Origin of the sequence: uncultured Chryseobacterium sp. (assembly GCF_913776365.1) — a bacterium.
GTDB lineage: Bacteria > Bacteroidota > Bacteroidia > Flavobacteriales > Weeksellaceae > Chryseobacterium.
On sequence record NZ_CAJYMO010000136.1, the window covers coordinates 19,993 to 34,085 of the forward strand.

A 14,093-nucleotide genomic window follows, 5' to 3' on the forward strand; every position below is an offset into this window, starting at 1 on the left:
CTTAGCATGGTATTAAATAAAAAGTATTATGAAAGGAAAACTACTTATTGTTGCCGGTATGGCTTTTACCGGTATTTTTACAAATTCCCTGTATGCTCAGGACTACCAGCCCCTGGTGATCCAGAATGGTTTTAATGCAGATGTTATTGCAAACGGTGTAGGGCCATCTGCCAGTTCTACCAATAGTGATGTAGATGGGGTGGATTATGCATTTATTTCCCGTGATTTCCAGCTAACGGCAGGCAGCACTGCTCTCACTTACGGTCTTCCGGTTAACGGCACAATCAACTCTGCCGTAAATTCCACACCGGGTCTTACGTACCAGCTGGGATCGTACAGTACCAATAATTCCCTGCGGCTGCAGAATACCAGTGACAGCGGAACATTACAGTTTTCAAATCCGCTGTCTGCAAGCACAGTATACATGCTGGCAACAGGAGGAAGCGGATCCTGTACGGTAGATGCAACAGTTAATTTTACAGATAATACCTCACAGACCTTTACCGGACTGGCAATCTCCGACTGGTATAACGGAGATAATTATGCTATCCTGGGAATAGGGAGGATAAACAAGAACAATGACAATCTTGAGTCCGGTTTCGGGACCAACCCGAGAATGTACCAGATTCCTTTGGCTATTGATACAGGCAACCAGTCTAAAACGATAAGCAGTGTAACGGTTACCAAAACAGGATCCGGGGGAATTCCCAACATTTTCGGTTTTTCAGCAAATGCCTATAACCCCTGCAGTTCTCCTACTGACATTATGGCCAACACCACCATGACAGGTGCCACCTTAAGCTGGACAGCACCGGCCAGCGGTGCTCCGGCGGCAGGATACCAATATTACTACAGCACTTCTCCTACCGCCCCTACTGCAACCACAATCCCAACAGGCACAGTAACTTCAGGAACTTCGGTAAATTTAGGAAATTCACTTACTATAGGACAGACTTATTATTTCTGGGTACGTTCCAACTGCGGAGGCTCTTCACAGAGCTTCTGGAGAATGAAACAGTTTGTTCCGGGACAGATCTCAGTAACGTATACTTCTGGCGATATCAGCACCCTGTTTGATGATTCAGGAGTTACGACAGCATCTGCTACTTCATGTGCGGGATCAGTAAGCATTTCTGTTCCTGCGGGATACAAGATACAGACTACTTCGGTTTCCTATGCCATGACAGCTGCAGGCGGCGGATGGATGTCTGAGCAGAGAAGTTTACTGGTATGTACGAATAACGGGAATACGGAAGCTTCCGTATCTTTGGGATCGGATAATAGCAGCGGAACCTATTCTTATAACAGGACAGGCCTTACGCTGGCAAATGACCTTACCGGAACAGTAAATTTTGAATTGAGAGCCTGGAGAACATACGGAGGAACAGGGTGCAGCACCAGCTTCAATAAAGTTGATGACGGTACTTTTACCGTTACCGTTACCCTTCAGCCGAACGTACTGGCCACCTCTGAAGTAAAAGCAGAGAAAGCGGCAAGAATTGCTTATCCTAACCCTTTTGCGGATACTTTATATCTTGAGAAGTCTGAAAACATAAGAAAAGCAGTGGTTACCGATCTTTCGGGAGCTATGGTACAGACTGTGGATAACCCTGCTTCAGCCTTATCCCTCGGAGGACTGAAATCAGGAATGTATATTCTGACATTGACTATGAAAGACGGTTCCGTAAAAAGTATGAAAACGATTAAAAAATAGATAATACGCAATTTTTACATGAAAACGCGGCCGGAATTAAATTTCCGGCCGCGTTTTATATTTTGCTGATCATTAAATGAAACTAAACCTGCACCGCTTCTCCGTTTACAGACACTTCATATCGTATTTCAACATTCGGTTCCAGGGTCTTGGACACCGAGCAATACTTCTCAAATGATAGCTGGGCGGCTTTATAGGCTTTTTTAGGATCAATATTTCCTTCCAGCATGAATTTCACGGTAATGGATTTAAAAGGTTTGGCGTCCTCCACCGGAATTCTTTCTCCTTCCACTTCAGCTTTGAATCCTGTAATTTCCTGGCGCTGTTTCTTCAGGATGGAAACCACATCGATTCCGCTGCATCCGGCAACGGCCATCATCACGCTTTCCATCGGCGATACTCCCGTTGCGCCAGGCCGGGAAGTATTATCCAGCATAATCGAATTGCCCTGGGCGTTGGTACATTCAAACAAAAAATCGTCGTTGATTCTGTTAAGGGTTATTTTCATTGTTGCTTATTGCTTATTGCTTATTGCTTATTGCTTATTCAAAATTACAAAATTCCTCTGGCTTTAATCTCCAGGTATTTATTAATCACATCCACATTCAGATTTTCAGGCAAGGTATATACCGTGTAAATCCCGTACTTGCGCAGCTCCTGAATGATCAGTTTTTTTTCAAACTCAAACTTTTCTGCAACGATTTCATCATAAATACCCTGTATTGTCTCAGGATTTTGATGAATAAGGGTTTGCATCTCCGGATTTTTAAAGAATACAACAACCAGCAGGTGGTTCTTGGCGATCCCCCGCAGGTATTTCATCTGCCGGTTCAGCCCGTCCAGCGTTTCAAAATTGGTAAACAGCAGGATCAGGCTCCGCTGGTTCAGCGAATACTTGATATCCTGGTACAACCGGTTAAAATCACTCTCAAAAAAATCGGTTCTGATATTGTAAAGGGCATCTGATATTTTCCTGAGATGGCCGGATTTATTGTCTGCTGCAATTTTATTTTCCGTTTTTTTCGAAAAGGTCATCATTCCTGCGCGATCACCTTTTTTCAGAATGATGTGTGAAAGCGCCATAGCTGCGTTGATGGAATAATCCAGAAGACTCAATCCTCTGAAAGGCATTTTCATGGTTCTTCCGGTATCGATCAGCATAAAGATACGCTGCGCTTTTTCGTCCTGAAACTGATTCACCATTAAACGGCTGGATTTAGAAGTGGCCTTCCAGTTGATGGTTCTGATATCATCTCCCGGAACATATTCCCTGATCTGTTCAAATTCCATCGTATGACCCAGCTTCCGTATCTTCTTGATCCCGCCCAGCAGGAATTCACTCTGCAGGGCCATCAGCTCATATTTCCGTAAATGGATGAAGGACGGATAAGCAGCCAGATGGGCATCCTTTTGAAAGGTGAAACGCTTCGAAACAAATCCCAAAGGTGACGAAACATACACATTCAGGTTTCCGAAGTGATATTCCCCGCGCTCTTTAGGCTCCAGGATGTATTGAAAGAAACTGTTCTTTCCGGCTTCAATCTGCTTCTCAATCAAAAAGTCCCTCTTCTGGAACTGGAACGGGATTTCATCGATGACGTAGACTTTGATCGTAAAACCATAATTGTTTCTGATATCAATCTTCACCGGATTTTCATCGCCGTTCGATAGTTTTTCCGGAAGGATACGCTGCGCCAGAATTCCCGCCTTGCGGCTGAACACGAAGAGATAATCTACAAAGGCAGCCAGCAGGCAAAGCAGCACAACAGCATGAGCCGCTATCATGAGAAACGGAAAGAAAAACGCCAAAACATACAGGATCCCTACTCCGATGAGTACAAAGAAAAAACGGGTATTGATATAAAGATTTTTCATTGATTATACTGGCTACAGATGATGATCTGGCTAAAACTGAAACAATAAGGCTTTTCTATCTCGGGATCTCGATGCCTTCCAGGATCTGTCTGATGATTTCGTCAGCTGTCAGCCCTTCCATTTCTCTTTCCGGCGAAACGATCACCCTGTGCCTCAGGACGGCATAGCTTGCCTTCTTAATGTCTTCCGGTGTTACGAAATCTCTTCCCCGCAATGCGGCAAATGCTTTTGATGCCGTCAGCAGGGCCAGGCTGGCTCTCGGTGAAGCCCCAAGATACAGGAATTGGTTTTCACGGGTATTTACAATGATTTTGGCAATGTATTCGATCAGTTGGGATTCTACGATAATCTCTTTGACCAGCTGCTGATAAGTTTTCAGCTGTGCAGCCGTAATGACTTTATCTACAGCTTCTGTTTTATCTTCCGTCTTTGTTTCATGCTGGTTCCTGATGATGGCAATCTCATGTTCCAGCGAGGGATAACCGACATTGATTTTAAACAGGAAACGGTCCAGCTGGGCTTCCGGTAGCCTGTAGGTTCCTTCATGTTCGATAGGATTCTGGGTAGCCACTACCAGAAACGGCTCATCCATCACATACCGTGTCCCGTCCATCGTTACCTGGCGTTCCTCCATCACCTCGAACAGGGCAGACTGGGTTTTCGCCGGAGACCTGTTGATCTCATCGATCAGGATAAAATGGGAAAATACCGGGCCCTTTTTAAATTCAAACTCAGCATCTTTCACATTGAATACAGAAGTGCCCAGAATATCGGACGGCATCAGGTCCGGAGTAAACTGGATCCTGCTGAAGTCTACATCAATGGTCCGGGCCAGCAATTTGGCCGTGATGGTTTTGGCAACTCCGGGCACCCCTTCAATCAGGACGTGGCCGTTGGATAGCAGCGCTGCCAGCAGGTGCTCGATCATGCTTTCCTGGCCTACGATCACTTTTGCAATTTCAGTTTTTACTTTATCGAGGCTTGCCCGCAGTTCGATCATATCAATTCTCGACTGAAATGTTTCTTCTTTTTTATTGAGATCAATCGAGCCCTGATTATCCGTATATTGATTTTCCATATTTATTTTTATTTTAATGAGTTTAATCTGATCTTAATCCATCACCCTACCGTTGCATTGTTATACTGCTACATTGTCACATTGCTACATTATTACATTGTTACATTGCTACATTGCTACATTGCTACATTGCTACATTATTATATCGCAATGATCTCGTCCAGCAGCCTGTTCATTTTTGCAAGGTCTTCTTTCATAACGGCTGCGTAGGGATCCTGCGCCTTTTTTATGTACTGTACGGCTTCACTGATCATTTCCGAAGGTTTCCCGGTTTTCAGATGGAGTTTTTTTTCAAACGCTCCGTCCAGATGCTGTGTATCGATCAGGAGGTCTATTCTTACCCGGTTCAGGAAATACTGTGCTTTTTTGGCCATCATATCATGAAAATCGCCTTCCTGAAGGTATAGGTTGCCGATGCTTTTAACAAAATCCACCGAAGTATTTTTTAAAGGCTCTATCACCGGGACAATGCGTTGTTTTCTTTTGGCATTGAAGAAAATAAACAGGACCAACCCTCCCAGCAGGACCCACCAGGCATATTTCAGGGCAGGATTTGAGAGGATGAACCGCAGGAAAAACTGCGAACTCCCCGAACTGCCTTCTACAAACCACAGGGTTTCCCTGTCACTAAGATACGAAAAAACATCCTGGGCATATTTTGCATTCCCGCTTTTCAGCAGGTAGTAGTTCGTAAGGAAAAGCGGCTCGCAGTGAATATAAAAATTTCCCTTTCCAAAACGGGCCCTGATAAAGTTGGCCTGGTCTGTATTGTTTTCTTCCACTGTTTTCCCGAGCACTTCGACGCCCGGCCTGATAAAAGTGAAACCTCTTCCCGAAGGAAATTTATCCAGCCTGATAAAATCGTTCTGGTATTTCCGGTCCGTCAGCTTCAAAACATTTTCGTCCTCAAAAGAAATTTTGGAATCATAATATCCGATGCTGTCCGAAATTTCTTTGGGAATATCGGAAATGATGAGCATGGCATCAGAGCCTTCGGAAACCTGCTCAAAAATTTTGTTCCAGGACTCCTGGTCTATTGTATTTTCAATGACAAGAATATTGTGCGGAGCCTTTTTCTGCCGGCCGTAATAATCATACGGCGCCTGCTCTATCTTTTTCAGTTTATCATTGAAAAGGCCGTTGCTTTCCTTATCAAACACAAAAAGGCCGAACGGGGATTTCTCACCGATCTCGAAATTCTTTCTCCAATCCGTACTTTCCGTCTTGTTGATTTCAAACAACGCCAGGATCACCAACACAAGAAGGAGAATCACGGCATATATTCTGAAAGTTTTGTTCATAACAGATGTATTACGGATTAAAGGATTGATATTGATCGCGGAACTTGGTATAGTCTTCTTGAGTGATGGCAAATTCTCCGTACCATACATAATCAAAAATGTAGGAAAGACTATAAAATTGATCTTTCAGATGCGGAGCCTCCAGTTCTGCCAGGTAATCCCTGTTGGTCTTTTCAGGGTTCCAGGCAATACGTTTTTTATCGCTGAGCTTCTTGAGCACCCACAAAAAATGGTACCTCACCGCAGAACGGAAATCGCCAGCGTTTTCAAACCTGAGGATACTTTCGGGGAAGTTGATCTCATGGATGTTTTCATGCAGGTCTTCTTCCTGAATATCCAGCTTCCTGTTTTTCTTCCCGAACAGGAAAGCGCCGTCTTTACCGATGAAATATTTAATAATGAAATACAGCAGAAAGCCTACCAGGACAATGGCGAAAAGGCGGATCAGCACACCGGCTATATTCCCGGAACTGGTAAAAACCGTTTTCCCGAATATGCTTTCCAGGAGTCTGTATACTTTATTCATCAGCTTTTCCCAAAAAGACATCCTGGGTTTTACCGTAGTATAATCAAAGTCCTTTCCTTTGTACCGTGACGGAATCTTATCGTTAAATTTCTTCGGATAGACTGTATTTTCCGTTACCGGATTCTTCATCAGCACGGAATCGGCCCGGTACATATTATGGTAATGACCGGTACTCAGGGAATCCACATAAGCTTCCGCGGCAGGCGGATCTTTTTCCGTCTGGGCATATCCCGATGGCCCTGCGATACAGCACAGCCATAAGAAGACAAGTGATTTATTCATTGTTTCCGATGGTTTCTATTTCCTGAAGTTCCGCTTGCTGGTGAAAATCGGTACGGCTGTCATAATACATCAGCCCTGAGTTGATGTACATGACATTCATTAAAAGCATTGAAATAAGAGAAGAAACCCCGTACAGTACAAACATCAGGATCCCAAAGCCTCCGTCCAGTGGATTTTTCTCAAACTGCGCATCCGGAGCAGAAGTACTGATTCTGGCAATGAACAGGATGATAGGAATCCCGGAAAGGACTCCGCTGGCAATATAAAAAAGCACTCCCATAACGGTTGTACTGCCCCAGTATTTCCAGTAAGGAGATTTCTCCCTTCCGTTCGGATAGGAAAACTGGGCACGCATCGCATAGCTGAGGCTCTCAAAAAAAGTCCTGTTTCCATTGAAATAATCATAACAGATAAAAGTAATGACATTGAATAGTGTAGGCCCTACAAAAAGCATCATTACAATCCCGATAAAAATAAGAACCAACAGGTAAGAAAATCCAAAAAGTATGGCCGAAACCGGAAAAACAAGAAAGGTAAGTCCGAAATAAGCAACCGCTACTTTTCTGGAATGTATTTTAAAGTCATTCAGAATGTCGTCCGCTTTTATATTCTGCTGACCTTGCGTAATTCTTTTCAGGTAAAATACAGGGAAAAGGAGATTAATGATCATCAGTGCGGAACTCAGGATCGCCAGGAGAATTCCTGAAACAATGAACATTCCGACATTGTCAGCATAAAACTGTTCCATATAATAACTCTGCCCGCTTGTATTGGATCCGAAAACCACTCCTAAAAACTCCCTGAAGCCCAATACGATGACCACAACCATCAGAATGAGAAGCAGCCCGTTCAGGAGAATGTAATTCCTGAAATAATTCTTTCCGTAAAGTCTGAAAAAAGCGAAACTGTCACTGATAAAGCTTCCGAAATCCCTTTTTTTATAAAACTGTATCATGGATTTTAGTGTTTAATTTTTTATTGACCATGGAAGGATAGATCAGGTAATAGAATCCGATTACCGCCATAGATCCGAAGATAATGACCAGATTTAGCAGCAGAGGCATTTTCAAAGCATGCCTTGTCACATAGCCTTCAATAATGCCGGCACAGATGGTAAAAGGGACTGTGCTTAAAAATATTTTAAAGGAATCCCGGAAACCGTTTTTAAAGGAATCGAATCTTGAAAAAGTACGGGGAAACAGAATAGATGTTCCCAGGATCAGCCCGCACATGGCTTCCACCACCATGGAAAAAATCTCAAAAACCCCGTGCAGCCATATTCCCCGCGCACTGTCTTTCAGCGCTCCGTAATCATAGAAAAAGTATTGGAACGAACCCAGCATTACACTATTTGAAAGCAATGCCCACAGGGTACCCACTCCGCCGAAAATGCCATAGATGTACAGTTTTGCGCCTACTTTGATGTTGTTGAAAATAATCCCGATGGTACTGCCCCAGGTAGAACCGCTCTGGTAAACACCAACCGCATTTCCCTTCTTGATGTTTTCAATGGTCTGGTTCACGTATCCTTCTCCCAGGATGATATTGGCAAAGTCTTTATCATAAACGGCTGAGAGAATGCCGATCAGGGTAAAAAGGGTAAAAAACAGAAAAGCGTAGCCCAGGTATCTTCTATACCGGTATACCAACATCGGAACTTCGGTTTTGAAAAAATAGAACAGCCGGTTCTCCTCCATCCTTTTGGTTTTGTAAATCTTCTGGAAGATCTGGGAAGACAGATGATTCAGATAAACCGTTGTATTGCTTTTCGGATAATACGTCTGGGCAAAAGAAAGATCATTGATGAGGTTGATATACAGCGAAGAAAGGTCATCCGGATTTTTTTTGATTTTCCCCTGGATAACCTGTTCAATTCCCAACCATTTTTCTTTATTTTGTTTAATGAAATAAACTTCTCTCATACTGTAAGGCTAAAATAATAAAAAATATGTCTCAAATCGCGATTAATACCTCACAAAATGTAAATATTAATTTCAATGTCGCCAGTGTTGGAGACCGGATCATCGCTTTCATGATTGACCTGTTGATTAAGGTGGCTTATGGGATTGCGGTTTTTTATATTTTTTTCAACCTGCTGGATCTGGGATACCTGCTGAACGGTCTGGATCAATGGTCCGTAATGGCCGTTTACATCATACTGCTTTTTCCTACAGGGGTTTATCCGGTAGTTCTGGAAAGTCTGATGGAAGGGCAAACGCCAGGAAAGAAGGTCATGAAAATCAGGGTGGTGAAAATAGACGGTTACCAGGCCGGACTAGGAGACTATATGATCCGTTGGGTATTCAGGATTATCGATACTTCTTTTGCCGGTATCATCGGACTGGTTTCAATGGTCATCTCTAAAAGCAGCCAGCGGCTGGGCGATATTGCTGCCGGTACAGCCGTTATTTCACTGAAAAATTCCGTCACTATTTCCCATACCATCCTGGAAAACATTAAAGAAGATTACATTCCTACCTTTCCTCAGGTAATTGCACTGAGTGATAATGACATGCGGATCATAAAAGACAACTATACAAAAGCCATAAAGGTAGATGACCGGAAGATCATCAACAAACTTTCCGATAAAATAAAAAGTATCCTTAAACTGGAAATCGATCCTACAAAAATGACGGAACGGCAGTTTATCGGCGTGGTTATCAAGGACTATAATTACTACACAGGAAAAGAAAGCTGAACCAGCAGCCATTTGCCGGACATTTTCATTATCAGGGTAACAGCAGTTAAGCGGCATTCATGATTAACCACTTACCGCCGGTCATCCATTTCATCACGGTGCAGTTTTTGTACTTTTCTACCTGAAAAATCTTGGCTTATGAAATTTGAGAACCATATATCAGGAAACGGAGGTGTCATTACCCTTCACAATGAGACGAAAGAAGTCGGCAGGCTTACCTATACACTTTTTCCGGAAGACCGCCGGTTTGTTATTTCCTTTGTATTGGTACACAGGGAATTCGAAGGACGCGGAATGGGGAAATTCCTGGTGGAAGAAGCTATTAAACTCGCCAGAGAAAAAAACATGCAGGTTTATCCTCACTGCTCATACGCCAGGGCAGTCATGATGCGGATGAATGATGTGCAGGATGTATTTTTAAAACGTTGACGTCAATACTTCGTTAACCAGAATCTCTTCAATATCATCGGGGTAGTCTACTCTGATATGCTGATCGCAGGCCACCCACTTTTTTATTTCTTCCGCATCAAGTGTTTTTGAGTTGAGAATTCCCATGAGGTCCAGTGCACATGCGTTACAGGCTTGTTCGTATTGATTATGGATAGGAATTACATACAGCTTTTTATCCATGAAAAGAGCTTCTGCCGGTGTTTCAAAACCTGCATTGCAGAGAATGCCTTCGCAATTTTCAAATAAATGCAGATAATGCATCTCATCAATCGGAAAGACTTCTACATTACCGGTCCTGAAGAGGGTCTTTGCATATTTGGAAAAGATTTTCCATTCTACAGGAACCTGCCTGAGCACCTTTATAATGTTTTCATCGGAAAAGCTCGGCAGATAGACCAGGTAAAATCCTTTTTTGTCAGGCTGAAGACTTCTTATTTTGCGCCTGATGACCGGCTTCTTAATACGAGAATGGTAATTGTCAAAGTGAAAACCGATTCTCCGGTTTCCCGGAACATAATACCTGAGTATCATCTCACCCAAATAATCCTTCTTACCCGGTTTCGGTGTTTCTTTAAAAAGCATGGATGCCTGATGGCTCAGTTCAATCATCGGAAGCTTTTTAAGCATACCTGACCAACCGGTTAAAGGCTCATAATCATTGATAATAAGATCATACCCTGAAAGGTCCATCTGACTGATGATTCTGACAGCTTCGGAGAAATTATTATCCGTAATCATTTTTCGGTAGGAAAGACCGCCGGATTTATTGTAGAGAAGGGAGATTCCCCTGTATCTGAAGTTCAACTCAAAATCAGCTTTTAACTGAGACTGATGCCCACTGATGAGCGTATCTACTGAAGCATACTTTTTCAGAATAGGAACAATCTCCTGGGCTCTGGCCACATGGCCATTTCCGGTCCCCTGAAAGGCGTAAAGGATCTTCATCAGCTGAAATTGGTTACGATTTTCATCAGTTCAGCGCTGTCGATTTGCTGGATTTCTTCTGCCTCTTCGTCTTTCAGCAGATGCTTATATTCTTCGTAGTAAAAAATCCGCCATTCCCCGTCATGGTATTCCAGTGCCGAAAGATTCTCTATCCAGTCACCGGAATTCATATAAATACAGGAACCTTTCTTACTTTTAACCTCACGGATCTGCGGCTGATGGATATGCCCGCAGATGACATAATCGTAATGGTTATCAATAGCCAGTTCTGAAGCTGTAAGCTCAAAATCACCAATGTATTTAACTGCTTTTTTTACATTGTTTTTGATTTTTTTTGAAAATGAATATTTTTCCCTGCCCAATTTCTCCAAAAACCAGTTGACCATATTGTTGATTACGATCAGCAGGTCATATCCTTTACCGCCCAGCTTGGCAATCCACTTGGAATGCTGTACTGACGCGTCGAATACATCGCCGTGAAAGATCCAGGTTTTCTTATGGTTGATATCAAGGCAGATTTTGTTGCAGACTTTAAGTTTACCCAGCTGAAAATCGGTGAACTTCCGGAACATTTCATCATGGTTTCCGGTAATGTAATAGACTTCCGTGTTTTTGGTAGCAAAGGAGATAATCTTCCGGATGACTTTCAGGTGTGGTTTAGGGAAGTAAGACTTTTTGAACTGCCAGATGTCAATAATATCACCATTCAGCACCAGTATTTTCGGCTGTATGGAGTTCAGATACCTCAGCAGTTCTTTGGCCTTACATCCGTAAGTACCCAGATGCACATCCGATATGACAACCAAATCAATGTTTCTTTTCATACTTATGCAAAGAAACTAATTGAAAATGAACTGTATATGAATGCTATATTATTTTTTAGATCGAGTTCATCAGCTCTTCTGTAATTTCCATATTGTGATAGACGTTCTGTACATCATCATCTTCTTCAAAACGATCAAGCATTTTCATGTTGGCCTTGAACTGTTCCTCATTCACTTCTTTTGTATTGTTCGGGATTCTCTGCAGCTCGGCACTTTTAGCTTCAATGCCCAGTTCATCCAGTTTATGGGAGAGAGAACCGAAATCTTCGAACGCCGTAGTAATCATTACTTCCTCTTCATCTTTTTCCACATCTTCTGCTCCACCATCAATCATTTCCATTTCGAAATCATCCCAGTCCATTTTAATCTGAGCCAGGTCGATGGTGAAAATCCCTTTACGGTCAAAAATAAAAGCCAGTTCCCCGTTTTTTCCAAGATTACCGTCAAATTTATTGAAAACAGCTCGTACATTGGCTACAGTACGGGTGGTATTATTGGTGGTACATTCTACAAAGAACGCTACTCCGCCCTGTCCGTATCCTTCATAGGTTACTTCTTCATAATTTTCCGCATCTGCACCGCTTGCTTTTTTAATGGCTCTTTCAACATTGTCCTTCGGCATATTGGCTCCTTTGGCATTCTGAATGCATCTTCGCAATGCAGGATTCGATTCCGGATCTGCTCCGCCTGCTTTTACAGCCAATGCGATGTCTTTACCTATTTTGGAGAAAGTCTTGGCCATCTTATCCCATCTGGCCATTTTAGAAGCTTTTCTATATTCAAATGCTCTTCCCATTGTAATTTTTAAATTTCAACAAAATTAACTAAAAGTCAACGAAAAAAAAATACCCCCAAAGAACTGGAGGTATTTATATTGAGAAAATTTTAATTATTTTCTTCTTTTAGCCGGAGCTTTTCTTTTAGCCGGAGCTTTCTTAACAACAGTTTTCTTCTCTACAACTTCTAGATCAGATTTCTGTAAAGCTTCCCAAGCAGCACCGTTTACTGCTTCAACAACTACTTTTCTGTCAGACATTCTTTCAGCATCAGAAGCTTTTTCTGAAACTTTAGCATCTCTTTCACCAACACCGATAGACTTAAGTTGGTTACCGCTAACTCCTCTAGCTTCTAAAGCAGCAACTACGGCAGCAGCTCTTTCTCTAGATAATTTAAGGTTGTAAGCAGCAGCACCTTTAGCATCAGTATGACCTGTAACTAAGAAAGTAGCGCTATTATCTTGCTTAACAATTGTTGCAGCTTGATCTAACTTACCACTAGATTCAGGTCTGATTGTAGCTTTGTTAAAATCGAATAAAATATCTTTAAGAGCACCTGTAGCTTCTAAAGCAATTACATCTTTAGGCTTAGGACATCCGTTGTATTCCGGAAGACCTGGAACGGTAGGACAAGCATCATCTTTATCAAGGATACCGTCACCGTCTGTATCTGGCCAAGGACAACCGTTGTTTTCAGCCGGACCTGCAACTGTAGGACAAGCATCGTCTTTGTCGATTACACCGTCACCGTCTGTATCTGGCCAAGGGCATCCGTTGTTTTCAACCGGACCAGCTACATCTGGACATTGATCATCTTTATCTGGAACTCCGTCACCGTCAGTATCAGGACATCCCTGGAACTCAGGTAAACCTGGGGTATCAGGACATAAATCGTCTTTATCTAAAATACCATCCTTATCTCTGTCTCTGTTTCCGAATCTGAAGTTCAGGGAAGCAGAAGCCTGCCAGAAGTTAGCTACTGTAGATTTATCACCTGGAGTAGATACGTAATCTCCCTGTACTCCCAAACCGAAGTTTTTCGTTAACCAGAAGTTCACACCGGCACCGGTAGCAACTGTAAAGAAGTTAGCCTTACCGTTTTCAGTACCGTTTTCTCCATTGTTTACCATAACACCATTAGCATCCATTCTTGGGAATGTCAGGGATGTATAGTCATGTCTTAAATAGTTAGCACCTACTCTTAAATACGGATCGAACCAAGATTCTTCGTTCCATAAAAGCCCTGCAGCTTTAGCCTGAAAACCAAGACCTGTCATTAACATGAATTCTTTACCCATGTTAAATCTTTTGTTCTCAACATTTCCTACAGTAGTCTGCCAGTCGATTACCAAACCTTTACCGATGTTCCTAGCTACAGTAAGTTTTGATAGAGGTGGAGTGATAGAGAAATTGTTCACATTGAACATTGTCTTTGTCAAGTTTCGAGCAGAGAACGTATTACTGAAATTACTTCCCTGTGCAAGGTGATTTTCCGCATGAGCACCAACCCCGATCAACCACGGATTGTTGGTAGTCTGAGCGAACACAGTAGAAGCAACAGTAAGTGCCAATGCTGAAATTCCTAATTTTAGATTTTTCATAGAATTAAATGATTAAATAATTG

Annotated in this window: 14 protein-coding genes; 3 read left to right on the forward strand and 11 right to left on the reverse strand. The window is 42.5% G+C overall.

Going from position 1 to position 14,093, the window contains the following annotated elements:
• Positions 1-28: 28 nt before the first annotated feature.
• Complete coding sequence (locus tag QZ735_RS06785) at positions 29-1,714, forward strand: T9SS type A sorting domain-containing protein (protein WP_294245973.1); 1,686 nt, start codon at positions 29-31, stop codon at positions 1,712-1,714.
• 82 nt (positions 1,715-1,796) lie between these two features.
• On the opposite strand, the gene QZ735_RS06790 is transcribed toward QZ735_RS06785, so the two are convergent.
• The 7 genes from QZ735_RS06790 to QZ735_RS06820 all read right to left on the reverse strand — a co-directional run bounded on the left by QZ735_RS06790 (position 1,797) and on the right by QZ735_RS06820 (position 8,698).
• Complete coding sequence (locus QZ735_RS06790) at positions 1,797-2,222, reverse strand: OsmC family protein (protein WP_294245979.1); 426 nt, start codon at positions 2,220-2,222, stop codon at positions 1,797-1,799.
• A gap of 44 nt (positions 2,223-2,266) precedes the next feature.
• On the reverse strand, positions 2,267-3,589 hold the full coding sequence (locus tag QZ735_RS06795) for a DUF58 domain-containing protein (RefSeq protein ID WP_294245981.1): 1,323 nt from the start codon (positions 3,587-3,589) through the stop codon (positions 2,267-2,269).
• A 55-nt stretch (positions 3,590-3,644) separates the two neighbouring features.
• The gene (locus QZ735_RS06800; RefSeq protein ID WP_294245985.1) at positions 3,645-4,667 is read right to left on the reverse strand and encodes a MoxR family ATPase; all 1,023 of its coding nucleotides are present in this window, start codon (positions 4,665-4,667) and stop codon (positions 3,645-3,647) included.
• Between the two features lie 140 nt (positions 4,668-4,807).
• The gene (locus QZ735_RS06805; protein ID WP_294245987.1) at positions 4,808-5,968 is read right to left on the reverse strand and encodes a hypothetical protein; all 1,161 of its coding nucleotides are present in this window, start codon (positions 5,966-5,968) and stop codon (positions 4,808-4,810) included.
• A gap of 10 nt (positions 5,969-5,978) precedes the next feature.
• Positions 5,979-6,776: a DUF4129 domain-containing protein gene (locus QZ735_RS06810; RefSeq protein ID WP_294245990.1), complete on the reverse strand. Its 798-nt coding sequence runs from the start codon at positions 6,774-6,776 to the stop codon at positions 5,979-5,981.
• Entirely contained in the window at positions 6,769-7,731 is a 963-nt protein-coding gene (locus QZ735_RS06815) for a DUF4013 domain-containing protein (RefSeq protein WP_294245991.1), read from the reverse strand. The genes QZ735_RS06810 and QZ735_RS06815 overlap by 8 nt, the downstream gene beginning before the upstream one ends.
• Positions 7,715-8,698: a stage II sporulation protein M gene (locus QZ735_RS06820; RefSeq protein ID WP_294245993.1), complete on the reverse strand. Its 984-nt coding sequence runs from the start codon at positions 8,696-8,698 to the stop codon at positions 7,715-7,717. The genes QZ735_RS06815 and QZ735_RS06820 overlap by 17 nt, the downstream gene beginning before the upstream one ends.
• Positions 8,699-8,724: 26 nt before the next feature.
• Here QZ735_RS06820 and QZ735_RS06825 point away from each other — a divergent pair, with 26 nt between their 5' ends.
• Entirely contained in the window at positions 8,725-9,474 is a 750-nt protein-coding gene (locus QZ735_RS06825; protein WP_294245995.1) for an RDD family protein, read from the forward strand.
• A gap of 87 nt (positions 9,475-9,561) precedes the next feature.
• Positions 9,562-9,903, forward strand: a complete 342-nt coding sequence (locus QZ735_RS06830) for a GNAT family N-acetyltransferase (protein WP_294246007.1) — start codon at positions 9,562-9,564, stop codon at positions 9,901-9,903.
• Here the strand turns inward: QZ735_RS06830 and QZ735_RS06835 are convergent.
• The 4 genes from QZ735_RS06835 to QZ735_RS06850 form a co-directional block, all read right to left on the reverse strand.
• Positions 9,892-10,869: a glycosyltransferase family protein gene (locus QZ735_RS06835; RefSeq protein WP_294245998.1), complete on the reverse strand. Its 978-nt coding sequence runs from the start codon at positions 10,867-10,869 to the stop codon at positions 9,892-9,894. The genes QZ735_RS06830 and QZ735_RS06835 overlap by 12 nt on opposite strands.
• Positions 10,869-11,693, reverse strand: coding sequence for a UDP-2,3-diacylglucosamine diphosphatase (locus tag QZ735_RS06840; protein ID WP_294246000.1), 825 nt, complete (start codon positions 11,691-11,693; stop codon positions 10,869-10,871). Before QZ735_RS06840 ends, QZ735_RS06835 begins: the two co-directional genes overlap by 1 nt.
• Positions 11,694-11,748: 55 nt before the next feature.
• On the reverse strand, positions 11,749-12,489 hold the full coding sequence (locus QZ735_RS06845; RefSeq protein ID WP_294246002.1) for a YebC/PmpR family DNA-binding transcriptional regulator: 741 nt from the start codon (positions 12,487-12,489) through the stop codon (positions 11,749-11,751).
• A 93-nt stretch (positions 12,490-12,582) separates the two neighbouring features.
• Positions 12,583-14,070: an OmpA family protein gene (locus tag QZ735_RS06850; protein WP_294246005.1), complete on the reverse strand. Its 1,488-nt coding sequence runs from the start codon at positions 14,068-14,070 to the stop codon at positions 12,583-12,585.
• Between the last annotated feature and the right edge of the window lie 23 nt (positions 14,071-14,093).